At 63.5% G+C, this 22,415-nt stretch carries 21 protein-coding genes and 1 pseudogene; 19 read left to right on the forward strand and 3 right to left on the reverse strand.

Going from position 1 to position 22,415, the window contains the following annotated elements; translation table 11 throughout:
* Window positions 1-5 precede the first annotated feature (5 nt).
* The gene (locus E0E00_RS12060; protein ID WP_242622263.1) at window positions 6-512 is read right to left on the reverse strand and encodes a hypothetical protein; all 507 of its coding nucleotides are present in this window, start codon (window positions 510-512) and stop codon (window positions 6-8) included.
* Between the two features lie 392 nt (window positions 513-904).
* On the opposite strand from E0E00_RS12060, the gene E0E00_RS12065 reads away from it, so the two are divergent.
* The 6 genes and pseudogenes from E0E00_RS12065 to E0E00_RS12095 all read left to right on the forward strand — a co-directional run bounded on the left by E0E00_RS12065 (window position 905) and on the right by E0E00_RS12095 (window position 8,779).
* Window positions 905-1,480 (forward strand): C-GCAxxG-C-C family protein, encoded by a 576-nt coding sequence (locus tag E0E00_RS12065; RefSeq protein WP_130812795.1) that lies wholly within the window; start codon window positions 905-907, stop codon window positions 1,478-1,480.
* Entirely contained in the window at window positions 1,473-2,405 is a 933-nt protein-coding gene (locus tag E0E00_RS12070; protein WP_130812796.1) for a TDT family transporter, read from the forward strand. The genes E0E00_RS12065 and E0E00_RS12070 overlap by 8 nt, the downstream gene beginning before the upstream one ends.
* A 430-nt stretch (window positions 2,406-2,835) precedes the next feature.
* Window positions 2,836-3,776: pseudogene (locus tag E0E00_RS15100) on the forward strand (2-hydroxyacyl-CoA dehydratase).
* Between the two features lie 637 nt (window positions 3,777-4,413).
* Entirely contained in the window at window positions 4,414-5,814 is a 1,401-nt protein-coding gene (locus E0E00_RS12085; RefSeq protein ID WP_130812799.1) for a uracil-xanthine permease family protein, read from the forward strand.
* Between the two features lie 224 nt (window positions 5,815-6,038).
* Complete coding sequence (gene dpaL / locus E0E00_RS12090; protein WP_130812800.1) at window positions 6,039-7,310, forward strand: diaminopropionate ammonia-lyase; 1,272 nt, start codon at window positions 6,039-6,041, stop codon at window positions 7,308-7,310.
* Window positions 7,311-7,480: 170 nt separating this feature from the next.
* The gene (locus tag E0E00_RS12095; RefSeq protein ID WP_130812801.1) at window positions 7,481-8,779 is read left to right on the forward strand and encodes an acetamidase/formamidase family protein; all 1,299 of its coding nucleotides are present in this window, start codon (window positions 7,481-7,483) and stop codon (window positions 8,777-8,779) included.
* A 7-nt stretch (window positions 8,780-8,786) separates the two neighbouring features.
* On the opposite strand, the gene E0E00_RS15485 is transcribed toward E0E00_RS12095, so the two are convergent.
* Complete coding sequence (locus E0E00_RS15485; protein WP_165443691.1) at window positions 8,787-9,029, reverse strand: transposase; 243 nt, start codon at window positions 9,027-9,029, stop codon at window positions 8,787-8,789.
* 92 nt (window positions 9,030-9,121) lie between these two features.
* Here E0E00_RS15485 and E0E00_RS14460 point away from each other — a divergent pair, with 92 nt between their 5' ends.
* The 9 genes from E0E00_RS14460 (at window position 9,122) to E0E00_RS12140 (ending at window position 18,469) form a co-directional block, all read left to right on the forward strand.
* The gene (locus E0E00_RS14460; protein ID WP_165443692.1) at window positions 9,122-9,262 is read left to right on the forward strand and encodes a hypothetical protein; all 141 of its coding nucleotides are present in this window, start codon (window positions 9,122-9,124) and stop codon (window positions 9,260-9,262) included.
* 420 nt (window positions 9,263-9,682) lie between these two features.
* The gene (locus E0E00_RS12105) at window positions 9,683-11,065 is read left to right on the forward strand and encodes a YgeY family selenium metabolism-linked hydrolase (RefSeq protein WP_130812803.1); all 1,383 of its coding nucleotides are present in this window, start codon (window positions 9,683-9,685) and stop codon (window positions 11,063-11,065) included.
* A 63-nt stretch (window positions 11,066-11,128) separates the two neighbouring features.
* Window positions 11,129-12,331, forward strand: coding sequence for a knotted carbamoyltransferase YgeW (gene ygeW / locus E0E00_RS12110; protein WP_130812804.1), 1,203 nt, complete (start codon window positions 11,129-11,131; stop codon window positions 12,329-12,331).
* Between the two features lie 129 nt (window positions 12,332-12,460).
* The gene (gene arcC / locus E0E00_RS12115) at window positions 12,461-13,402 is read left to right on the forward strand and encodes a carbamate kinase (protein ID WP_130812805.1); all 942 of its coding nucleotides are present in this window, start codon (window positions 12,461-12,463) and stop codon (window positions 13,400-13,402) included.
* A 41-nt stretch (window positions 13,403-13,443) separates the two neighbouring features.
* Window positions 13,444-14,460 (forward strand): NTP transferase domain-containing protein, encoded by a 1,017-nt coding sequence (locus E0E00_RS12120; RefSeq protein WP_130812806.1) that lies wholly within the window; start codon window positions 13,444-13,446, stop codon window positions 14,458-14,460.
* Window positions 14,461-14,472: 12 nt separating this feature from the next.
* Window positions 14,473-15,858: a dihydropyrimidinase gene (gene hydA, locus E0E00_RS12125; RefSeq protein ID WP_130812807.1), complete on the forward strand. Its 1,386-nt coding sequence runs from the start codon at window positions 14,473-14,475 to the stop codon at window positions 15,856-15,858.
* A gap of 103 nt (window positions 15,859-15,961) precedes the next feature.
* Window positions 15,962-16,342 carry a Rid family detoxifying hydrolase gene (locus tag E0E00_RS12130; RefSeq protein WP_130812808.1) on the forward strand — a complete coding sequence of 127 codons (381 nt, stop codon included), beginning with the start codon at window positions 15,962-15,964 and terminating at the stop codon, window positions 16,340-16,342.
* Between the two features lie 253 nt (window positions 16,343-16,595).
* Window positions 16,596-17,882: an ATP-binding protein gene (locus E0E00_RS12135; RefSeq protein WP_130812809.1), complete on the forward strand. Its 1,287-nt coding sequence runs from the start codon at window positions 16,596-16,598 to the stop codon at window positions 17,880-17,882.
* Between the two features lie 14 nt (window positions 17,883-17,896).
* Entirely contained in the window at window positions 17,897-18,469 is a 573-nt protein-coding gene (locus E0E00_RS12140) for a hypothetical protein (RefSeq protein WP_130812810.1), read from the forward strand.
* Window positions 18,470-18,643: 174 nt separating this feature from the next.
* Here E0E00_RS12140 and yqeC read toward each other — a convergent pair whose 3' ends face one another.
* On the reverse strand, window positions 18,644-19,351 hold the full coding sequence (gene yqeC, locus E0E00_RS12145) for a selenium cofactor biosynthesis protein YqeC (RefSeq protein ID WP_130812811.1): 708 nt from the start codon (window positions 19,349-19,351) through the stop codon (window positions 18,644-18,646).
* Window positions 19,352-19,523: 172 nt separating this feature from the next.
* On the opposite strand from yqeC, the gene yedF reads away from it, so the two are divergent.
* The 4 genes from yedF to yqeB are packed head-to-tail and all read left to right on the forward strand — an operon-like array spanning window position 19,524 to window position 22,415.
* Complete coding sequence (gene yedF, locus E0E00_RS12150; RefSeq protein ID WP_130812812.1) at window positions 19,524-20,135, forward strand: sulfurtransferase-like selenium metabolism protein YedF; 612 nt, start codon at window positions 19,524-19,526, stop codon at window positions 20,133-20,135.
* A gap of 14 nt (window positions 20,136-20,149) precedes the next feature.
* Window positions 20,150-21,349, forward strand: coding sequence for an aminotransferase class V-fold PLP-dependent enzyme (locus E0E00_RS12155; protein WP_130812813.1), 1,200 nt, complete (start codon window positions 20,150-20,152; stop codon window positions 21,347-21,349).
* The gene (locus E0E00_RS12160) at window positions 21,336-21,575 is read left to right on the forward strand and encodes a DUF3343 domain-containing protein (RefSeq protein ID WP_130812814.1); all 240 of its coding nucleotides are present in this window, start codon (window positions 21,336-21,338) and stop codon (window positions 21,573-21,575) included. Before E0E00_RS12155 ends, E0E00_RS12160 begins: the two co-directional genes overlap by 14 nt.
* Before the next feature lie 33 nt (window positions 21,576-21,608).
* Window positions 21,609-22,415: a selenium-dependent molybdenum cofactor biosynthesis protein YqeB gene (yqeB, locus tag E0E00_RS12165; RefSeq protein WP_130812815.1), complete on the forward strand. Its 807-nt coding sequence runs from the start codon at window positions 21,609-21,611 to the stop codon at window positions 22,413-22,415.

The following is a 22,415-nucleotide window of genomic DNA, read 5'->3' on the forward strand; positions in this document are numbered from 1 at the left end:
GTGCCCTACCCCCAGCTCACGATAATGGTGCTGTTGTCGTGTATGCCCTCGGCGGCAAGCTCCTCTCCTGCCTTCACGTCGTAACCTGTGCGACGCAGACGGCGCAGGAAGGCCACAAGCTTGGCGTTGTACTCGTTGAGCAGGCGCATCTGCTGCCGCGGAGAGATTAGTGCCTGCTCGCGCCCGTGGATGATGGACGAGATCGCATCCGCCACAAGCACGTTGCTGTTGGCGAGGAGGTCGTTGTAGAACGCATTGCCAGCCCCGGCGCAGTCCGTCTCGCCCGGGGCAAACTTGAGCATCACCGACGTCCTGCCGTACATGGCATAGGTGCGGATGCGTGTGCTGGTCTGCCCCTCTGCGTTGTGCATGGCCCAGCGCAGGGCATTCTCAGCAAGGGTATCGGCCTCTGCCTGGGAGCGGCCAGGCTTCGCGTTTGCCGTGAGGGCTCTAGCCTCATCAGCAGGGATGAGCTCGGTGGGCTGTGGCATCTGTGAGACCGTCTCAGGCATGATGTCCTCCGTTCTGGAACCGCACCCCGCGGCAGGCCTGCTGGGTCGCGAGCGTCGTCCAGCCGATGATACCGCGAACTCCCTCCGGCCGGGGGACAATCCGACCAGGGGACGGCCCGCCACCGTGGGCGTGCGCGCGGTCCCCCGGAGTTCCCCGCCGCTCGTCGAACGGGAGCCTAATGACAAGTTAGGCTTCCTTACAAACTGTTATCATCCGCTGTGGCACCGTTATGCATGGGCATGGATAGCGGTGCCCATTGCGGTCGCCCGCTGGGACACGGTTGGCGTGAGGACGCGCCCGGACGGGGGAGTTGAAAACAGAAGAGGCACTCCGCAGGGCCTTCCCGGACGTGAGGACGTCAGCCATGCGTGGGCACAGGAGAGGAGCCACTATGGCAAACGTTAAGATCAATGTGACTGAAGTAAGCCCGCATAAGGTGCAACGTCTGGCTGAGAGCTACTACAAGGGAGGGTTCTTCTGCGACGAGGCAGTCATGTGTGCCCTTCGCGATTCCTTCAAGCTCGATGTGCCTGAGCAGGTCATTGCAATGGTTTCAGGCATGTCGATGGGTGTCGGCAAGTCTGGCTGCATGTGTGGCGCTGCGAATGGCGGCGTCGCTGCACTCGGCCTGCTCTATGGACGCACCGCCCAGGATGGTCCTACTGACCCAGCCGTCCAGAGATGCATGAGCTTCACGCATGAGCTCCACGATTGGTTCCGCGACGAGAACGGCAAGCACGCCCTGTGCTGCCGCGTGCTTACCCGCGAGTTTGATATGGGTAAGGGAGCCCACAAGGAGCAGTGCATTTGGTTTACCGGCCTCTGCGCATGGAAGGTCGCTGCAATCGTGTGCCGCGAGGAGGGCATAAAGAATCTTGATGAGGGTGCCGAGGACGGCGCCGAGCCCCTGCCTCGCCTTAGGATCGAGGACGTTTTGCCCATGAAGAAGGAGGACTTCGTTGCTTAAGAGAGTCCCTCTTCCCATCACGGGGGTCATGCTAGGGTGCGCCGCTCTCGGTAACTTGCTGCAGGGCTACGGCGAAGGTTTCCATGCTGTCTTTGGCATCGTCGCGGTCCTGCTGGGTCTGCTCTTCGTAGCCAAACTCATTGGAGATAACGAGTCCGTACAAAACGACATGAAGAACCCCATGCTTGCGAGCATCTCGGGCACCTTCTCCATGGCGTTGTTGCTGCTTGCCGGCTATGCAAAGCCGCTTTCTGCAGAGTTTGGCATTGTCCTGTGGTGGACTGGACTTGCCCTCCACATCTGCCTGATTGTGTGGTTCACGGTCAAGTATGTTGCCCATTTCGACCTCAGGCAGGTCTTCCCAAGCTGGCACATCGTCTACGTAGGCATCGCAGCCGCTTCTGTGACTGCGCCGGCCTTTGGCATGGAGGCAATCGGTACGGCATGCTTCTGGTTTGGCCTCGTGACCTTTGCCATCCTTACGTTCGTGATCGTTAGGCGCTACACAAAGGTCGGGGAGCCTCCCGTTCCTGCGCGTCCTGTATTCTGCATCATGACGGCACCTGCCAGCCTTTGCGTTGCCGCATACGTCCAGTCCGTGACGCCCAAGTCGCTCGTACTGCTCGCTTGCATGGAGGTTGTCGCAACGGTTCTCTACGCTGTTGTTCTCTTGCGGCTTCCGAGATTCCTCAAGGTCACGGCTTTTGCGCCAAGCTACGCAGCCTACACCTTCCCGTTTGTGATTACCGCCATAGCACTTAAGCAGACCATGGCTTGTGTGGCCGCATTGGGGTCTCCCGCGCCTTGGCTTGCGCCGCTTGTGCTGGCTGAGACCATTATTGCAACGGTGCTCGTGCTCTATGCGCTTGTCCGTTTCCTCATGCACATCTTTGGCGATGGGGGGACCCAGGTACAGAAAGCCTAGGATGCCTCATGAGCCGTATCTTCCAATAGGAGATTAACCCCTAGCGGAGATGGGCTTGGTGGGCCGTGGCATCTGTGAGGCCGTCTCGGGCATGATGTCCTCCGTTCTTGGGACCACGTCCCCGCAGCCCGCCGCCGTGGACGCACCCGGGCGGGGGAGTTGAAAACAGAAGGGGCACTCCCGCAGGGTCTTCCCGGACGTGAGGACGTCGGCCATGCGTGGGCACAGGAGAGGAGTCGCCACGGCAAACGAGTACGATTACCATAAGATGTGGGGCGACCTGGGTATGGGCGTCGAGGCACACGATGGCCTCCTTGGGGTCGTGGGCGAGATGCACCAGATCATGTACCTTACGCAGGAGAACAGGCCCGTATCCACGTCCTACCTCGATGGCGTTGCTGCCAACCTGCACTCTGGACGCATTCGTGAGATGGTGGGCGGCCGTGGCGAGGGAGCTTCCAAGAAGATCATAGGAAGCTTCTATCTCTGCGTGTCCGAGGAGGTCGTAACTGCGGCAGGAGCTGTCGAGGTGGGCCTCTGCGCTAGCGCCGAGTGGGCACCCGAGAAAGCCGAGCGCTACGTGCCGCACAACACCTGCCCGCTCATCAAGGGCTTCATGGGCTTCAAGATCGGTCGAGTTTGCCCCTACATCGAAAGCGCCGACCTCGTGGTAGGCGAGAGCACCTGCGACGGTAAGAAGAAGGCGTACGAGCAATTTGGAAAGCTCAAGCCCATGTACATCATGGACGTCCCGCACGTGCGCAACGATGACACCAAGCTCCAGTGGCGGCATGAGGTCCATACACTTGCGGCAAGGATTGAGGAGGAGATCGGCCAAAGATTGTAGAGGAGAACCTGCGCACTGCCATCAGACCTGCTAATGACAGGCGTCAGGCCCTGCAGCGCCTCTCTGCTACCCGCGTGGCAGACCCGGTGTCCATCTCCGGCCTCGACTTCCTCCTCATCGTGCAGGCCGCCTTCATGGATGACTCCGCACGTCTGACCGATGCCATCAACAAAGATGGCCGACGAGTGCGAGAGGCGTGTGGCCGAGGGCGTTGGCGCTGCTCCAAGGGTGCCAAGCGCATTTTCTACACAGGCACGCCGATGGCAGTGCCCAACTGGAAGCTCTTCAACATCATCGAGAAGGCTGGCGGTGTGGTGGTTGGCGAGGAATGCTGTACCGGTAGCCGCTACTACAAGGACCTTGTGCCCGAGGGCGGTGCTACTGTGGACGAGATGCTCGACAACATTGCCGACCGCTACCTCAACATCCAATGCGCCGTCTTCACGCCCAACCAGGGCCGTCCCGCGTGGCGGGGACGGATGGGTTTCGGGGCAAAACCGTTCGCCAGAGCCCTTCGCCACTGATCGTGCAACAAGAAAGCTCCAAACTGCACGCAGAATTGAGGTTTTGAAGACTGTATTGAAGCAAGGAAGCCCTCCGAACGGCCCTTGGTGGCCTGGACCGACCGGCAACGTTCGGCTGAAACGACAAAACCCCAGTTGGTCGATGTGACTTTGCGTGTCGAGGCCGGTCGGACGCAGCATTGCGGTCGGCCGAGGAAGAACATAACCTTCTTATCCTCAATTCTGCGTGTAGTTTCGTCCGAACTCGTTGCACGAACCTCTCCGGGTGATGGCCTTGCGGTCTATGTGCGCGGGCTTCCGAGCAACGGCGCCACCGATATGCCCTCGCTTGGCGGATTTTGGTGCTCGTGCATATGCACGATGGCGCCTCCCTGCCAGGTGGCAGTCTCAAAAAGCAACCGTCGTACGTGAGCGACCGAGTCCCGTGCCCTGCAAGTGACCGCGTTCGCGCGTTGGGTATCGTGACCTCCGCCAGCGCCGTTGACGGCCCATTTGCTACCGTCCGGTGGCTCTCGTCGAATATCTAACAAAAAGTATGACAAACAGACTAATAATTTGACGTGCCAAAACGTGCAGAAACGCACTTTGGCACGCACAAACATGCGGCGGGGTACAAGACGCCCAGGGGAGGGCCCACATGGCAGCGCAGGCACAGGCGGAGCGAGATCTGGACGAGTCGCTCTTCAGACGAGAAGGCATTCCTCCGGTGGGGTCGCTTGTCCCCATGTCGCTCCAGCACGTTTTGGCATCCTTTGCGGGTGTCATCACGCCGGCCATGATGATAGCTACGACCTGCGGCCTAACTCAGGAGCAGGAGACGGCCATCATCCAGGTGGCCCTGATCCTCTCGGCTATCGATACGCTTCTGCAGCAGTTTCCGCTGTTCGGCCGCATTGGTGCGGGTCTTCCTATCCTCACGGGTGTCTCGTTTGCCTTCCTTCCCGCCTTCCAGGCAGTGGGTGCGGAGTTTGGCTTCTCGGTTCTGCTTGGCGCCGAGCTCGTGGGCGGTGTGGTTGCCATCCTCTTTGGCATCTTCTACAGCAAGGTGCGTGCCCTCTTTCCGCCACTGGTTACAGGTACTGTGATCTTCACCATCGGCGTGTCGCTCTATCCCACGGCCATCAAATACATGGCGGGAGGTGCCGGCTCGGCTGACTTTGGCAGCATTGCCAACTGGGTCGTGGGCCTTATCACCTTTGCCATGGTTTTTGCACTCGCCAATTTTGGTGAGGGCGTGCTCAAGCTGGGCTCGATTTTCTTTGGCATCATCATCGGCTGCATCATTGCCATCCCGTTTGGAATGGTGGATGGCTCTGAGGTGCTCAACGCTGGCTGGTTTTCGCTTCCCCAGCTCATGCCGTATGGCATCGAACTCAACCCCGCAGCCTGCATCACGCTCGGCGTGGTGTACATCATGGTGAACGTGCAGCTCATCGGCGACCTCTCCGCGGCCTCCGCAGGCTCCATGGACCGCATGCCTACCGAGCACGAGATTGGCGGTGCCATCAAGGCCCAAGGCTTGGTGAGCATCGCCTCGTCCTTCCTTGGTGGCCTTCCCACCTCGGCCTTTGGCCAGAACGTGGGCATTATCGTGAGCACAAAGGTCATCAACAAGTGGGTCTTTGGTGGCGCGGCGTTCGTGTTTCTCGCCGCAGGCCTGTGCCCCAAGCTCTCGGCGCTTCTGCTCATGATTCCGCAGCCTGTCATTGGTGGTGCTACCATCAGCGTCTTTGGGACCATCACCCTGAATGGCATCCGAATCCTTGTGAAGGATGGCCTCACCCCGCGTGCCTGCACCGTCTTTGGCATCTCGGTGGCCTTTGGCATTGGCATTGCGCAGGTGTCCGGCTCGCTTGCCGGTCCCGGCATGCCCGACTGGGTTTCTACCATCTTTGGCACCTCGGCCATCACGCCGTGCGCGGTCATGGCAATCATCTTGAACGGCGTTTTGCCGCCCGAGGGCAACACGCCTGAGCAGCGCAACCTCAAGCCGCTCCAGAACGGTGGGACAAGCGGTGGCGGGAAGGACGGGCGGTAACCCCAGCGTCTCTCGGTCCCCGCGGCCGCCTTCGCCGTAAAGGCCCACCAAATCGTTCCGTCCAAAGCGCATGAGGTACCTTTTGCCGGAGGTGCGACAATACTCCTTGCAATGCGCCCGGGAAGTGGTGTAATTGACGTACTAACAAAAAGTTTGGCAGTAAGACATTTTTTCTTTTCTGATCAAGAGGGCGCCGGGAGGTGGCGCACAGAGAGGGGAGCAGCATGGAGCCGAAGTTCAAGTGGGTCACCAATCGCATGCCCAAAAGCGAGGACAAGAACCTACAGGTCATGAGCTTGGAGAATGTCGCCAAGGCCCGCGCGTTCCACCAGAGCTTCCCGCAGTACTCCGTGACCCCGCTGGCAGACCTTGCCGGCATGGCCAGCCGCCTTGGACTTGGTGGCCTCTACGTGAAGGACGAGAGCTACCGCTTTGGCCTCAACGCGTTCAAGGTCCTTGGCGGCTCCTTCGCCATGGCGCGCTACATCGCCGAGGAGACTGGCCGCGACGTGGCGGACTGCGACTTTGACTACCTCACGTCCGATCAGCTCGAGCACGACTTCGGCCACGCGACCTTCTTCACGGCAACCGATGGCAACCACGGTCGCGGCGTTGCCTGGGCCGCTCATCGCCTCCACCAGAACGCTGTGGTCCACATGCCCAAGGGCTCCACGAAGACCCGCTTCGACAACATAGCCAAGGAGGGTGCAAAGGTCACGATCGAGGAGCTCAACTACGACGACTGCGTGCGCCTTGCAGCCAAGGAGGCCGAGCAGACCGAGCACGGCGTAATCGTGCAGGACACTGCCTGGGAGGGCTATACCAAGATTCCGTCCTGGATTATGCAGGGCTACGGCACCATGGCCGCCGAGGCGGCGGACCAGCTGCGCCAGCTTGAGGTCAACCGTCCCACCCACGTCTTTGTCCAGGCTGGCGTGGGTTCGCTCGCAAGCTCCATGGTGGGCTTCTTCACCAACCTCTTCCCGAGCGATCCGCCCAAGTTCGTGATCATGGAGGCCGGTGCTGCCGACTGTCTCTACCAGGGCGCCGTTGCCGCCGATGGCAGCCCTCGCATCGTGGGCGGAGACCTCCAGACCATCATGGCCGGACTTGCCTGCGGCGAGCCCAACACCATTGGCTGGGACATCCTGCGCAACCACGCCGATGCGTTCGTGAGCTGCCCCGATTGGGTCTCCTCCAAGGGCATGCGTATGCTGGCTGTCCCCGTGAAGGGCGATCCTGCGGTGACCTCTGGCGAGTCTGGCGCGGTGGGCATGGGCGTCGTCTCCACCCTCATGACCGACCCCGCCTACGCCGAGCTGCGCGAGGCCCTCGAGCTTGGTCCCGACTCCCAGGTGCTGCTCTTCTCGACCGAGGGCGACACCGATCCGGTGCGCTATCGCCAGATCGTCTGGGACGGCGCGTGGCAGAGCGGGAACGTGGCTGAGTGGGCCTTGGGCCCCACGTGGACTGGCGGGGATGCCAGCCGCCTTTAGAACAAAGACACCCCTCCAGTGGCGGGCCTGCGCCAACTTGCGAGACAGGGCAGCCGCAAAGGCCACCAAGCCTGCGGACAAGCTTGGTTCTCAGATGACACTTCCTGAACGCTGGGCTTACTGCCCAAGCACTTACGCCAACTTTCCCGACACTACCGGAAGGAATGAGCATGCAAGCAAAGAAGACCGTCATGGCAAACACCTACACCAAGGGCCTTCTCGACCCGAGCAAGCCCATGCTCGGCCCCGTGATGGATGGCGGCCGCATTGTGGTGAACACGGCGGCAGGGTGCTGGGGCCCTATGATTACCCCCGAGCTTCAGGGAGGACATGAGGTGTCCCAGCCGGTCTACGTGGAGGGCGCGGAGCCGGGAGATGCGATCGTCATCCGCATCGAGTCGGTGAACATCACCTCCAAAGCTACCGCCTCTGGCAATGACGAGCCACAGCAGGGCCGCTTTGTGAGTGACCCCTTCGTGGACAAGGTCTGCCCCCACTGCGGTGCCAAGAACCCCAAGTCCTACATCGAGGGCGTGGGCGAGAATGCGGTGCGCTGTGCAGAGTGTGGTGCCCCGGTGGCCCCCTTCCACTTCACCAACGGCTACACCATCGCCTTTGACGGCAAGCACCAGGTAGGCCTCACCCTCAACAAGGAGGCTGCAGAGAAGGTCGGTGCCGACCCCAAGACTTGCATGCAGACCCCGGACAACTCCGTCCAGAACCCCATCGTCTGCATGGCCCCGCATGACCTCGTTGGCGTGGCGACGCGTTGCCGCACCTTCATTGGCCAGCTGGGCACTACGCCTAAGTCCACCTTCCCCGACTCCCACAACGCCGGCGACTTTGGCCAGGCGCTCATCGGCGCGGCGCACCCCTATGCCAAGACCCAGGAGACGCTCGCCGACAAGACCGATGGACACATGGACATCAACAAGGTGCGTCCAGGTGCCGTGGTCATTGCTCCCGTGAAGGTCAAGGGCGCGGGCGTGTATGTGGGCGACGTCCATGCCATGCAGGGCGAGGGCGAGATTGCCGGCCACACGACCGATGTATGCGCCGAAGTCTCCATTCAGGTCTCCGTCCTCAAGGGCTTGGATATCGACGGCCCCATCATCCTGCCCAACATCGACGACGTGCCCCGTCTTGCCCAGCCTCTCACGGTGGATGAGAAGCTGGTGCTTGACCACCTGGCGGACGAGTTTGATCAGCCTGGTTACGAGGAGTCTGCGCCGGTGAGCTTTGTGGGCACTGGCGCCACGCTGAACGATGCCTTGAACAACGGCATGGAGCGTTGCGGCAAGCTCTTTGGGATGACGATTCCAGAGGTCATGAACCGCGTGACCATCACCGGCGCCATCGAGATCGGCCGTGCGCCTGGCGTGGTGTCAGTTTCGCTGCGCGTTCCCAAGGAGCGGCTTGCCGAGAAGGGCCTCTGGGACCTCGTCAACGAGCAGTACCATATGGAGTAGGAACCAGCTAAGGTCTCAGCTTACATACTGGCGTCCCCTTTCGCGCGTGCGGTACAAAAAAGGGCTCTTCGACGTTTCTAGTGGGCAGCGCATGCCGGCATCCCCAGGCCGGGAAGCCGAGCCTTCCCAGCCCGGGGAGGATCATCATCCTGAAGCAGGCCGTGTTCCTGAAGCCCCTGGCGATGCTCCTTGCGGGCTGGATGACTGAGTCGAGCCCTTCGAGGAAGGCGTTGGTGGGTCCCTCCCCCACCAGTTGAGCATCCCCTCCCGCCCCTTCCGGGGGTCCACGCAACGGCTCTCATCTCCGCCACGTTCGAGTGCACCGTCCACGGGCGGGGCACGGTGTTCGGCGACGACAAGATGGCGGCGGCCGTGGCCGACGGGCTCGTCTGCCACGGCCGCATGGTCGGGCTCGCAGGAGCCGGCCACCGCGTGGAGGACGCACCCATGCTGGGCAAGCGGAGCGAGGGTGATGCCGGGTGACGATGGATGGCGGGCTCGCCGACCCGCGCCAGGCAGCAAGGCCAGCCGACTTCAATGCCAAGGTGTCGACATCCGACATGCCAAAGACAGACGGGTACTCGACCGCGCGGCCCCTCCTGTGCGCTACCCTCACGTGCGGCACACCCTGGGTGCCCTCGCGCTCCTCGAGCCAGGCGTCGGAGACCTCCCATTCGCCCTCGGGCCCCATGGACCCCTCGAAGGGCCTTGCAAGCATGCCCGCCCGCGTACCGTCCACCGTGCCAAAGAGACCGTCTGCGACAAAAATCATCAGTTTGGGAAAGGCCCTTGAATTTCCCCTTGCGCATGCTTTAATTAGGTAAACCAAACAAAAAGTTTGGTTAGCAGACTTATTGTTTACAAGCCGGCGGCTGGAACGTTGCTCGATGCGAGGAGGACCCAATGAAGGAACTCGACTACGACAAGATCAAGGAAGCGGCTGATGCCTACAACGCGGACATGACCGCGTTCCTGCGCGCCATGATCTCCCACCCCAGCGAGTCCTGCGAGGAGGGCGACGTCGTGGCCTGCATCAAGGCCGAGATGGAGAAGCTCGGCTTTGATGAGGTCAAGGTCGACGGCCTTGGCAACGTGATGGGTTTCATGGGCACGGGCGACAAGATCATCGCTATCGACGGCCACATCGATACCGTGGGCATCGGCAACCGCGACAACTGGGACTTCGACCCCTACGAGGGTTTTGAGGACGGCCAGCTCATCGGCGGCCGTGGCGGCTCCGACCAGGAGGGCGGCGTCGCTGCCGCCGCCTATGCGGCCAAGATGATGAAGGACATGGACCTCATCCCCGAGGGCTACAAGATCATGGTCGTGGGCACCGTCCAGGAAGAGGACTGCGACGGCATGTGCTGGCAGTACATCTACAACAAGGACGGCATCAAACCCGAGTTCGTCATCTCCACCGAGCCCACCGACGGTGGCATCTACCGTGGCCACCGTGGCCGCATGGAGATTCGCGTGGACGTGAAGGGCGTCTCCTGCCATGGATCTGCCCCCGAGCGCGGCGACAACGCCATCTACAAGATGGCCGACATCGTGAACGACGTCCGCGCCCTCAACAACAACGGCGCAGACGAGTCCACCTCCATCAGGGGCCTCGTCAAGATGCTCGACCCCAAGTACAACCCCGACCACTACGAGGACGCACGCTTCCTGGGCCGCGGCACCTGCACCGTCTCCCAGATCTTCTACACCAGCCCCTCGCGCTGCGCCGTGGCTGATTCCTGCGCCATCTCCATCGACCGTCGCATGACCGCTGGCGAGACCTACGAGTCCTGCCTCGAGGAGGTTCGCAACCTGCCTGCCGTCAAGAAGTACGGCGAGGACGTGAAGGTCTCCATGTACATGTACGACCGTCCCAGCTGGACCGGCGAGGTCTACGAGACCGAGGCCTACTTCCCCACGTGGATCAACAAGGAGAGCGCTCCCCACGTCAAGGCGCTCGTCGACGCGCACGAGGCCCTCTTTGGCGACAAGCGCATCGGCTGCCCCAAGTCCATGGACAAGCGCGAGGGCAGGCCTCTGTGCGACAAGTGGACCTTCTCCACGAACTGCGTGTCCATCCAGGGCCGCTATGGCATCCCGTGCGTGGGCTTTGGCCCCGGCGCCGAGTCCCAGGCCCACGCCCCCAACGAGGTCACCTACAAGCAGGACCTCTCTACCTGTGCAGCTCTCTACGTTGCGGCCGTGAACCTCTACGACCCCAGCCAGGCTACCGATGACGTCACCGAGTACCGCGGTACCCTGACGGGCAACGACATCAAGTAGCACGCACTTCTCACCCACCCCCGCCGCAGGAGCGGCCTGCGGCCCAACACAGAAGGAGACGGCATGGATGCAACGTTCCAGAGCTACCTCGACCAGCTTTCCAAGCTCGACCACTCCAAGATGCACAACAGCGACTTCCTGCACACCTGGGACAAGACCACCGACGAGCTCCGCTCCCTCTACCTGGTCGCCGATGCCTTGCGCAACCTGCGCGAGCGCAACATCTCGACCCGCATCTTCGACTCGGGCCTGGCCGTCTCGAACTTCCGTGACAACTCCACGCGCACGCGCTTCTCGTTCGCGTCCGGCACCAACCTGCTGGGCCTGCAGCAGCAGGACCTGGACGAGGCGAAGTCCCAGGTGGCCCATGGCGAGACCGTGCGCGAGACCGCGACCATGATCAGCTTCATGGCCGACGTCATCGGCATTCGCGACGACAAGTTCATTGGCGAGGGCGACGCCTACATGAAGGAGGTTTCCGAGTCCGTCGAGCAGTCCTGGCGTGACGGCATCCTGGACCACCGTCCCACGCTCGTCTCGCTGCAGTCCGACTCCGACCACCCCACGCAGTCCTCTGCCGACCTGCTCTACCTCATCAACGAGTTTGGCGGGCTCGACAACCTCAAGGGCAAGAAGGTCGCCGTCACCTGGGCCTACAGCCCCTCCTATGGCAAGCCCCTCAGCTGCCCGCAGTCGCTCATCATGCTGCTCACCCGCTTTGGCATGGACGTCACCCTGGCCCACCCCGAGGGCTACGACCTCATGCCCGAGCTGGTCAAGCAGGCCGGCGTCTACGCCCAGGAGTCTGGTGCCACGTTCACCCAGGCCCGCTCCATGGAGGAGGCCTTCGAGGGTGCCGACATCGTGGTCCCCAAGAGCTGGGCTCCCTACGCGGCAATGGAGAAGCGCACCAAGCTCTACGCCGCCGGCGACTCCGAGGGCATCGACACCCTGGAGAAGGAGCTTCTCGCCCAGAACGCCACCCACATGGACTGGCATTGCACGCCCGAGCTCATGGCCAAGACCGCAAACGGCATGGACACCATCTACATGCACCCGCTGCCGGCCGACATCGAGGGCGTCTCGTGCGAGCACGGCGAGGTTACGAGCGAGGTCTTTGACGCCCACCGTGACGGTCTGTACAAGGAGGCCAGCTACAAGCCGTATGCGGTGGCTGCCATGATCTTCCTGCAGAAGGCCAAGAACCCGATTGCCATGCTCAAGGAGCTCGAGCAGCGCGGCCGCAGCCGTTGGCTCGAGGCATAGCGCCGGGCATCGGGGCGACTGGCGCAGGACCCACAAGGGCACGCGCGGGCTGGTCGGGCCGAGCCGGAATGCTCGCCTGGCCGGCCCGTGCCCTGTTTTTAGCGGCTAGGGGAGAATGGAGAGAAACGCATGGGAAGGCGAATCGTCGTCGCGCTGGGCGGCAACGCGTTGGGAAAGAACCTGCCGGAGCAGATGGCAGCGGTGAAGCACACGTCCAGGGCCATCGTCGACCTCATCGCCGATGGCAATGAGGTCATCGTCGTACATGGCAATGGCCCGCAGGTGGGCATGATCCAGGAGGCCATGACCCAGCTCACGCGCTCTGACCCCGAGAAGTACATCCCCTGCCCGCTCTCGGTCTGCGTGGCTATGAGCCAGGGCTACATTGGTTATGACCTGCAGAACGCCATCCGCGAGGAGCTGGCCAACCGCGACATCCACCACGGTGTGACCACGGTGCTCACGCAGGTCGAGGTCGACCCCAAAGACCCTGCCTTCGAGCACCCCACCAAGCCCATCGGCGCCTTCATGACCAAGGAGGAGGCCGACCACCTGGTGGCCGAGCGTGGCTACACGGTGGTCGAGGACTCCGGCCGCGGCTGGCGGCGCGTGGTGGCAAGTCCCAGGCCCAAGTCCATCGTCGAGCTTGACACCATCCGCTCGCTGGTCGAGGCGGACCATGTTGTTATCGCCTGCGGTGGCGGCGGCATTCCCGTCTACCACACCGAGGGCCATCACCTCAAGGGTGCGGCGGCCGTTATCGACAAAGACTTCGCTGCCGCGCGCCTGGCCGAGCAGCTGGATGCCGACGCCCTGGTCATCCTTACGGCGGTCGAGAAGGTGGCCATCCACTTTGGCAAGCCCGACCAGACCGAGCTCGACGAGCTCACGCCCGAGACGGCCCAGCGCTACATCGACGTCGGCGAGTTTGCTCCGGGCTCGATGCTGCCCAAGGTCCAGGCGGCGCTCCAGTTTACGCAGTCCGGTTCCGGACGCATCTCGCTCATCACCGAGCTCGACCGTGCGGCGGACGGCATCGCCGGGAAGACTGGTACCATCGTCCGTGGATAGCATGTAGGCATCGAAACGGCAATGCGCGCGAGGTGAGGGCCATGGAACCACGGGTTTTCTCGTTTCTTGTTGATGAGGACGACAAACGCTTCTTTGGTCCAGGTCCCATGGCACTGCTCTCGGGCGTTCGCGAGACGGGCAGCCTCTCTGCCTCCGCCAAGGCTATGGGCATGAGCTACACCAAGGCCATGCGCATTCTGCACGATGCCGAACACGCCCTGGGATGCCCCCTCACCGTGCGCTCCATCGGTGGCGAGAAGGGCGGGAGCTCGAACCTCACCCCTGAGGGCGAGGAGTTCCTCCGTCGCTATGAGGCATGGCGTCAGGGCATGAGTGAGACGGCAAACGCGGGCTTCTGTGCCGCCTTCGCCGGCATGGCTGGCGTGCCGAGGCTGGGCTGCGTTGTCATGGCAAACGGCGAGGCTACGCGCTTTGGCAGGCAGAAGCTCGTCGAGCCCCTGCGCGGCCGGGCCGTGGTCTCGCACACGCTTGACGCGCTGGTGTCGGCACGCCTTGATGTGGTGGTCCCCACGAGGTGGGAGCGCGTGCGCTCTGTGTGCGAGGCAAGGCACGTGACCTGCGTCGAGCCCGAGGGTCCGCTTCAGAGCGACACGCTGCGCGCAGGCATAAGGGTGCTGGGCAAGCGTGCGGGCTATGTCTTTGTCCAGGGAGACCAGCCACTGCTTTCCGGTGCGAGCGTCGAGGCGCTGCTCGACGAGTTTGCCGCGCATTCGGCCAGCGTGGTGCGCCTGGCCTGGCAGGGCCGCGTGGGGAGCCCCGTGATCTTTCCGGGGTACCTGGCCGACGCGCTTCTCGGCCTTGAGGGAGACGTGGGCGGAGGGGAGCTCCTGCACAGAAACCCAGACCTTGCCTGCGTCACGAGGCTTGTCGAGGCACGCTTCCCAGCCGAACTCGATGACATTGACACCCCGTCTGACCTCGAGCGCGTTGCCAGTGAGCTTGCGGCGCTGCGTGAGGTGTCGGAATCCGGTCAGGGTATATGGCCCGTCGCGGACGCGGGGCTTGGTGCCCCGGACGAGCCTGGCTCTTCGCTGTAAGGAGATGGTTGTATGGTTGCGCGGGCACGAAAGGTCCTGAGAAATGGGCAGCTGGTGACGCCTGAGGGAGTCTTTCTCGGCGATGCGGTCATAGAGGGCGACAAGATCGCGGACGTCGTTCCCGGTGGCCTCGACGAGGCCCAGCTGGCAAACGCTGAGGTCTTTGACGCCACGGGCTGCTGGGTCTACCCCGGCTTTATCGACGCCCACACGCACATGCAGTGCTGGACGGGCATGGACTGGACCGCAGATAGCTTCGAGACGGGAACGCGCGCGGCGGCATGCGGGGGCACCACGACCATCGTGGACTATGCCACCCAGGACAGAGGCATGACCCTTCACCAGGCGCTCGATGAGTGGCACAAGCGCGCCGACGGCACCTGCACGGCAAACTATGCCTTCCACATGGCCATCGCCGACTGGAACGAGCACACCCGCGAGGAGATCGCGGACATGCGCGACGCCGGCGTCACCTCGTTCAAGACCTACTTCGCCTACGACCACCTGAGGCTGGACGATGCCCAGACCATGGAGGTGCTCGAGGCCATCAAGCCCTTCGACGGCATCCTCTGCGTGCACTGCGAGAACGGCACCCTCGTAAACGAGCTGCAGCGCAGGATGCTTGCCAAGGGCATCACGGGGCCCGAGGGGCACCCGTTGAGCCGTCCCGCCGAGTGCGAGGCCGAGGCCATTAGCCGTCTCATGTACCTCTCCGAGCTCACGGGCGTCCGCGTGAACGTGGTGCACTGCTCGACCCGCCTGGGCTTGGAACAGGTGCGCGCCGCTCGCGAGCGCGGGGTCCGCGTGTCGCTCGAGACCTGCCCGCAGTACCTGCTGCTGGACGATACGTGCTACCTTGAGCAGGGAGAGGATGGCTTTGGCGGTGCAAAGTACGTGATGAGCCCGCCCCTGCGCAAGCCCTCGGACATCGCGGCGCTGTGCGAGGCGGTCGAGGATGGCGAGGTAGACCAGATCTCGACCGACCACTGCTCGTTCAACCTGCACGGGCAGAAGGACCGCGGCCGTGGCGACTTCACGAAGATCCCCAACGGCGGCCCCGGCGTCGAGCACAGGCCGGCGCTCATCATGACCACGTTCGAGGGACGGCTGGGACCCATGGACTACCTGCACCTGCTCTCTGAGGGCCAGGCGCGCGTGTTTGGGATGTACCCGCGCAAGGGCGCGCTTGCGGCGGGCTCCGACGCGGACATCTGTGTGTGGGATCCCACGGCTCGTTGGGCCATCGGCGCCGCCAACCAGCACCAAGCCGTCGATTACACCACCTACGAGGGCTTCGAGGCGCATGGGCGCGCCAAGCTCGTCTTTGTGAACGGCATGCTTGCCGTGCGTGACGGTGAGCCCACAGGCGAGAAGCCCGGTCGCTACGTGGCGCGCTAGGGTCTGCCGCGCGGGGGCGTGGCCTTGCGGGTCTCTCGCCCCTCGCCCTTCTCATCCATTGGCCGCCCGCGCAAGCGGGCAAGAAGCGAAGGAGTTTTTTCCCATGAGCAAGTCTGCCATCGTCACCGACAAGGCCCCCAAGGCACTTGGCCCCTACTCTGCGGGCGTCGTGTCCAACGGGTCCATCAACGTGTCCGGCCAGCTGGGTATCGACCCTGCGACCGGCAAGCTTGCCGGTGACGACATCCAGAGCCAGACCCGTCAGAGCCTGACCAACATGAAGAACATCCTCGAGGCCGCAGGCGCCTCCATGGCCGATGTGGTCGAGACCACCGTCCTTCTCGCCGACATCAGCGAGTTTGGCGCCATGAACGAGGTCTACGCCGAGTTCTTCGAGGCTCCGTATCCTGCGCGCGCCGCGTTCCAGGTGGCCGCGCTTCCTGGCGGCGGCAGGGTCGAGATCAAGGCCGTTGCGAGGGTGTAGGCCCAACTCGTCCCGAGGGTGCGGGCACCAACTGAGCATGGAGTTCTGAGCATCGGGCGGGCGGTGTCGGCAGGTTGCCGGTGCCGCCCACCCCTTCTCTTGGGGGCGCTTTGAGGGGGCCGTGTTCGCGGAATCCGACAACAAAAATCGCGGAAATCGACAACGAAAATCGCGGAATATGACAATGTTGCTGCTAGGCATATGCGATAATGGCAATGGAGGTCTCAGAGCATAAAGCAGGGAGTACGGGGAAATGTCGGTTGTGCCGAAGGGATATCTGCCCAGGATTGTCGATGATGAGGTCGAGGAGTGTCTTGCGACCTATGGGGCAGTCGAGATTGCGGGTGCCAAGTGGTGCGGCAAGACATGGACGGCGCGGCGACATGCCAAGAGCATCATCTATCTCGACGAAGGCCAGAACCTGAGCATGGCGCTTTCGGACCCGATGGCCGCTCTCGTTGGAGAGCGCCCTCACGTGGTTGATGAGTGGCAGCTTGCGCCTGTGCTCTGGGATGTGGTGCGACATGAAGTCGATGATGGGTCTGGAGAAAAAGGGCTGTGGATTCTCACCGGGTCATCAACGCCCGCCAAGGACAAGGCCCATCACAGTGGCGCTGGTCGCATTGGAAGGGTACGGATGCTCCCCATGTCTTTGCAGGAATCAGGGGACTCTACGGGTGAGGTGTCTCTGGCCGTGCTCTTCGAGGGCAAGTTTACCTATGCCACCTGCAGTATGACTGCGGACAGGCTGGTCTCCCTGTGCTGCCGTGGAGGATGGCCAGAGGCAATAGACATCAAGCCTGCCCGCGCCCTTCGCATAGCGAGGGACTACGTAGATGCGACAATCGAGCATAGCGTTCCCTCGAAGGGCGGCAATTCCGACATTGCCAGGCGCCTCTTGAGTAGTCTTGCGAGAAATCTGGGACAGGCAGTTACCAGGAAGACCATGGTGCGCGATATGTATGGGGAGACCGAGAACGCCGATTCGGCTTCGCTCGCAACCATAACGAACTACGTCGCGCTTCTCGAGTCGCTCTATCTGGTGCTGTCTATACGCGGATGGGAGCCTCCTGCTCGCTCTCCCAAGCGCTTTCGCACAAGTCCAAAGCGCTACCTTGTGGACCCCTCGCTGGCGGTCTCGCTGCTTCAGATGAACGAGCGGTCTCTCAAAGGCGATTGGCAGACGTTCGGGCTGGTATTCGAGAACCTCTGCATGAGAGACCTGTCCGTGTACGCCCGGGCACTTCCAGAGGCATCGCGAGATCCGGTGCACTACTACCGCGACGACAATGGCCTCGAAGCGGATGCGATAGTGGAAGACGCGGCAGGAAGATGGGGTGCAATCGAGGTCAAGCTTGGGGAAGACAAGGTCGAGGAGGCCGCTGGCAATCTCTTGCGCCTGCGAGAGAAGCTGGGGAGAAACGCGCTGGCCCAGGCCCGTGGCCCGGAGTTCCTTGCCGTGCTTGTTGGGCTTGGCGAGCAGTCGTACCGCAGGAGCGATGGGGTCTACGTCATCCCCATTGGCTGTCTGGGAAGGTAGAATCGGAGGCCGTTGTGGACGCCATCGCATTTGAGCAGATAAGGCAGGGTCACGCGCTCATGGCTGCCTGCTGCGCTCTGTACCTGGCTTGGTGGGCCATCTTCTTCTGGCCCAAAGTGAGCGGGGGCTCCGCGCGTGGGGTGCTGAGGGTCGTCGGCATCGTGGCTATTCTCGGCGCAGTGGCGTGCGGCGTCTTGGGGGCCACGCGCATTTGCGGGGGAGCCGCTAGCCTGTCCCGCTCCGAGGCCGTGGTTGGGTGCCTGGTTAGCACCGTAGTGCTCTACCTGATACTTCTCGGCGTCACGCAGTGCGTGTTCCAGCGTCAGCCCACCACCGAGCTGGTGCTTTTTGTGGCGTGGCTCGGCATGGAGGCCTGCTGCGCGCTGGCGCTTGGCGGTGTGGGCCACACCGGTGTTGCCGCGCTGGTGGCGGTGCTTGCCGTGGTGGGGTTTGTCGCGAGCCTGGTGTGCTATGTGCTCTACTACCGGCTCGACCCGCTGCCCTCCTTTGTTGACGGGTGCATTCCGTTGGCGCTTATCGGCGTCGCGAGCGTTGTGATTGCGTGCGCCCTACCCGCTGCGGCGTAGGGGGCGCGTGGGGACGGCGCTCCGGGGCCGTGCTCGCCGTGCTCGCGTCACATATTCGTGACCGAATCTGTGACCCGCGCAGGTCGCTACACATTCGGACGCCGAATGTGTAGCAGCTCACACACCCATAGCAAGCATTGTGGCCGAGAAGAACTGCGGCCCCTGCCCCTCGCGCTACACTCGCTTCAGGCGATGCTCGCGTATGGAACCCGCGGCCACGGGGACCTTGTCCCCGCACGCGCGAAGCATCGCGGCAAACCGTGCGGCCAGCTCAATACCGTGCTGGTCGTCGGCCTGGTTCACCACGATGTCGTCCGCCCGCACCACACCTGCCGCATGCTCGGTGGCCACAAGCCGCGCGTACAGCTCGGGTGTGCATGCGTCGCCTGCGGAGCAGCCCACGGCCTCGCACATGAGCTGTGACCGGTGCACAACCTCGCCTACGCTGCCGCCAAAGCCGGACGCGCCCACTACCTGGATGGTCTGGCGGCTCTCGGTGGGCACCACCGGTTCGTGAGCCGCGTGCGCCTTGAGGGGCAGCCGACGCGCCCCATCGGCCTCAACCAACACATGGTCGGCGAGTGCGGCGAGCGTCCCAAAGCCCAACGACGGAGCGCGGAGCTTTCCCGCCGTACCGTCTGCCCCGGGAGCGCGGTTGCCCACGCAGACAACGCGCGCGTACCAGAGCGCCTGCTCGATGTCGAGCACTGTGGCGTCAAGCAGGAGCGGACAGCCCTGTGGCGCCAGCATGTGCGTGGAGGTCGCGATGATCACCGTGCACCCGAGCTCGCGCGCAAGCTCGCTTACGAGGGTCGACTTGCCCCCGCTCCCCACCACTGAGAGCACCCCGCCATCCGTTCGCAGTAAATCCGTAAGATTCATGAGGAACCCTTACAAAAAGTCATATGCTCTAATGAGACAAAGGGACAGCCCCCTTGTCTCACAGCATACCGCATGCTGCTTTCGGCCCAACGTTATACACTCGTGTGGTTAACGCTCGACGTCGCCCCATGCCAGTCGCAGCGCTCCGCCGGTAGAACAGATTGGAGTCACCATGAAGATCGACGCACGCAATCTCACCTGCCCCAAGCCCGTCGTGCTCACGCTGGAGGCACTGCCCAAGCTCGCGGTCGGCGAGTCCCTCGAGGTCGTGGTCAACGACTCCGTCGCCCTTGGCAACCTCACGCGCCTTGCTGCCGAGAAGGGCTGCGGCCTTGCCACCACGGCATCTGGGGACGAGACAACCCTTACGTTCACCCCGCGCGGCGAGGTGATCGCTTCCGAGAATGCTGCCACCGAGGCCCAGGCCTTCTGCGACCTGCCCGCCACGGGTGCTTCCGTTATTGCCGTAGATGCCGACGCCATGGGTCGAGGTGACGAGAAGCTCGGCCACATCCTCATGAAGGGCCTCATCTACGCCCTGGCACATGGCGGGTCTGTTCCCAAGAAGATGATCTTCTTCAATGGCGGCGCGCACCTCACCTGCGAGGGTTCCGAGTCGCTCGATGACATCAAGGAGCTCGAGAGTCGTGGCACGACGATCCTCACCTGTGGCACCTGCCTCGACTTCTACGGCATCCGCGACAAGCTTGCCGTGGGCGGTGTCACCAACCTGTACGAGATTGCCAAGGTCATGGCCGGTGAGCCGGGCGTCACCACGCTGTAGCCCAGGCGCATGCCATGATCTATCTCAACTGTGCCGCCACGTCGTACCAGCGTCCCGAGTGCGTGGCTGCTGCCGTCGCTCGCGCCCTGCGCACCCTTGGCTCAAGCGGCCGTGGCGCCCACGAGTCCGAGCTTGCCGCCGCCCGCTCCGTCGCCCTCGCGCGGGAGCGGGTCTCGGCGCTTCTCGGCTTTGGCCACCCGGAGCGGCTGGTCTTTGCCGCCAACGCCACCGAGGCGCTCAACATGGCCATCCTTGGGACCGTGCCGGATGGTGGGCGCGTGGTCGCCACGGACTGGGACCACAACTCGATCCTGCGGCCGCTCTACAGGCTGCGCGACGAGAGGGGCGTGACGCTCTGCTTTGCTGCGGCAGACCGCCGTGGCGTGCTCGACGTCGACGCTCTGGCTGCCGCCATCACGCCTGGCACGAGCCTCGTCTGCCTCACGCATGCCTCGAACCTTACGGGCAATGTCCTGGCGCGAGAAGAGCTTGCCCGCGTGGTCCAGGCGGCGCACGGCGTAGGCGCGCCGGTCCTTCTCGACTGCGCGCAGACGGCGGGGGCGCGGCCCATCTGCATGGATGAGTTGGGCATCGACCTGGTGGCATTTACGGGACACAAGGCCCTTATGGGCCCGCAGGGGACAGGTGGCCTTGCCGTGGCCCCTGGCGTGGACGTGCATCCGGTGCTGCGTGGCGGCACGGGCGTGCGCTCCTTTGAGGAGGGCCAGCCCGCAGGCTACCCCGAGCACCTCGAGGCAGGCACGCTCAACGGCCACGGCATCGCAGGTCTCTCGGCTGCGGCTGCCTGGATCGCAGAGCGTGGCCTCGACACCATCCACGCATACGACCTGGCGCTTGTAAGGCGCTTCGTGATGGGCGCGCGCCGAGTTGGCGCTGCGGTCTACGGTGACTTTCCCGCTACGGAGGATGGCCTTCTCGCGCCCAGCTTCGACCATGCGCCGGTGGTGAGCGTGAACCTGCCAGGCTGGGACTCCTCGGAGGTCGCGGATGCGCTCGGCCACGACTACGACATCGCCGTGCGTGCGGGTGGCCACTGTGCGCCCCGCATGCATCGGGCGCTGGGTACCCAGGATATAGGTGCCGTGCGCTTCTCGTTTGGCTGCCTCACCACCGAGCAGGACGTGGATGCGGCCATACGGGCCCTGGCCGAGCTGGCCTCAGAGGGGGAGGACGCAGGCGATGCCACGACATAGGCGCAAGCCTCGGGTGGTGGCGTCGTTTGACTCCACGCACGAGGCGCTGGCATGCGAGGCCGCCTGCAGGGAGGCAGGCGTTGCGGGACGACTTATCCCAACGCCGGTGAGCATCCGCGCGGACTGCGGGCTTGCCTGGTCTATGCCACCGGAGGCGCGCGGTGACTTCGAGCGGCTTGCGGAAGGTCGCTTTGCCTGCGCTGGACTGTACGAGCTCGAGCCCTAGGGGCATCCGCCCCTAGGCGGACAAGGGGGAGACATGCTGGTTGTTGTGAGAGGTGCGGGGGACATCGCCTCGGGCATTGCCGTGCGGCTGCACCGTGCGGGCGCATCTATCGTGATGCTGGACGTGGCGGTGCCCACGGCGGTGCGCCGTACCGTGTGCTTCTCCGAAGCGGTGCGCTTGGGCGAGGCAGAGATCGAGGGCATCAGGGCCGTGCGGTGCAAGGACGCGGCCGAGGCCGCCAAGGTTGCAGCCACGGGGACCATCGCCGTGCTGGTGGAACCCAAGGGCGAGAATATCCCAACGCTGGCGCCGGAGGCTGTGGTCGACGCAATTCTCGCCAAGGAAAACCTTGGGACCACCAGGGAGATGGCGCCTGTCGTTATTGGCGTGGGTCCCGGCTTCCACGCCGGCGAGAACTCCAGCGCAGACTGCCACGCCGCCATCGAGACCAAGCGCGGCCACTACCTTGGGCGCGTGATCTATGATGGCTCGCCCATCCCCAACACGGGCGTGCCGGGAAACATTGCCGGCTTTACCACCGAGCGCGTGCTGCGCGCCCCAGCCGACGGCACCTTCGAGCCCATCGCAAAGATCGGCGACCAGGTCAAGAAGGGTGACCTTGTGGCCATGGTTGCAGGCGAGCCTCTCTGTGCGACCATCGACGGCGTGCTGCGCGGCCTTTTGCAAGGGGGCTGCCCGGTCACCAAGGGGATGAAGTCGGGGGACATCGACCCGCGCTGCAAGGTTGGGCACTGCTTCAGCGTCTCGGACAAGGCGCGTGCCGTGGGCGGAGGCGTCCTTGAGGCGCTGCTGCACTTCTCACACAGGCTGGAGGGATAG

Origin of the sequence: Olsenella sp. Marseille-P4559 (assembly GCF_900605015.1) — a bacterium.
Classification (GTDB): Bacteria; Actinomycetota; Coriobacteriia; order Coriobacteriales; family Atopobiaceae; genus Tractidigestivibacter.

Bases quoted from the DNA above. Each gene is read 5' to 3' on its own strand.
- E0E00_RS12160 (WP_130812814.1), top strand. From the start codon at position 21,336: ATGCCACGACATAGGCGCAAGCCTCGGGTGGTGGCGTCGTTTGACTCC.
- E0E00_RS12060 (WP_242622263.1), bottom strand. From the start codon at position 512: ATGCCTGAGACGGTCTCACAGATGCCACAGCCCACCGAGCTCATCCCT.
- yedF (WP_130812812.1), top strand. From the start codon at position 19,524: ATGAAGATCGACGCACGCAATCTCACCTGCCCCAAGCCCGTCGTGCTC.
- E0E00_RS12155 (WP_130812813.1), top strand. From the start codon at position 20,150: ATGATCTATCTCAACTGTGCCGCCACGTCGTACCAGCGTCCCGAGTGC.
- E0E00_RS12135 (WP_130812809.1), top strand. From the start codon at position 16,596: ATGTCGGTTGTGCCGAAGGGATATCTGCCCAGGATTGTCGATGATGAG.
- E0E00_RS12085 (WP_130812799.1), top strand. From the start codon at position 4,414: ATGGCAGCGCAGGCACAGGCGGAGCGAGATCTGGACGAGTCGCTCTTC.
- E0E00_RS12130 (WP_130812808.1), top strand. From the start codon at position 15,962: ATGAGCAAGTCTGCCATCGTCACCGACAAGGCCCCCAAGGCACTTGGC.
- dpaL (WP_130812800.1), top strand. From the start codon at position 6,039: ATGGAGCCGAAGTTCAAGTGGGTCACCAATCGCATGCCCAAAAGCGAG.
- ygeW (WP_130812804.1), top strand. From the start codon at position 11,129: ATGGATGCAACGTTCCAGAGCTACCTCGACCAGCTTTCCAAGCTCGAC.
- E0E00_RS12105 (WP_130812803.1), top strand. From the start codon at position 9,683: ATGAAGGAACTCGACTACGACAAGATCAAGGAAGCGGCTGATGCCTAC.
- E0E00_RS12065 (WP_130812795.1), top strand. From the start codon at position 905: ATGGCAAACGTTAAGATCAATGTGACTGAAGTAAGCCCGCATAAGGTG.
- hydA (WP_130812807.1), top strand. From the start codon at position 14,473: ATGGTTGCGCGGGCACGAAAGGTCCTGAGAAATGGGCAGCTGGTGACG.
- E0E00_RS12095 (WP_130812801.1), top strand. From the start codon at position 7,481: ATGCAAGCAAAGAAGACCGTCATGGCAAACACCTACACCAAGGGCCTT.
- E0E00_RS12120 (WP_130812806.1), top strand. From the start codon at position 13,444: ATGGAACCACGGGTTTTCTCGTTTCTTGTTGATGAGGACGACAAACGC.
- yqeC (WP_130812811.1), bottom strand. From the start codon at position 19,351: ATGAATCTTACGGATTTACTGCGAACGGATGGCGGGGTGCTCTCAGTG.
- arcC (WP_130812805.1), top strand. From the start codon at position 12,461: ATGGGAAGGCGAATCGTCGTCGCGCTGGGCGGCAACGCGTTGGGAAAG.
- yqeB (WP_130812815.1), top strand. From the start codon at position 21,609: ATGCTGGTTGTTGTGAGAGGTGCGGGGGACATCGCCTCGGGCATTGCC.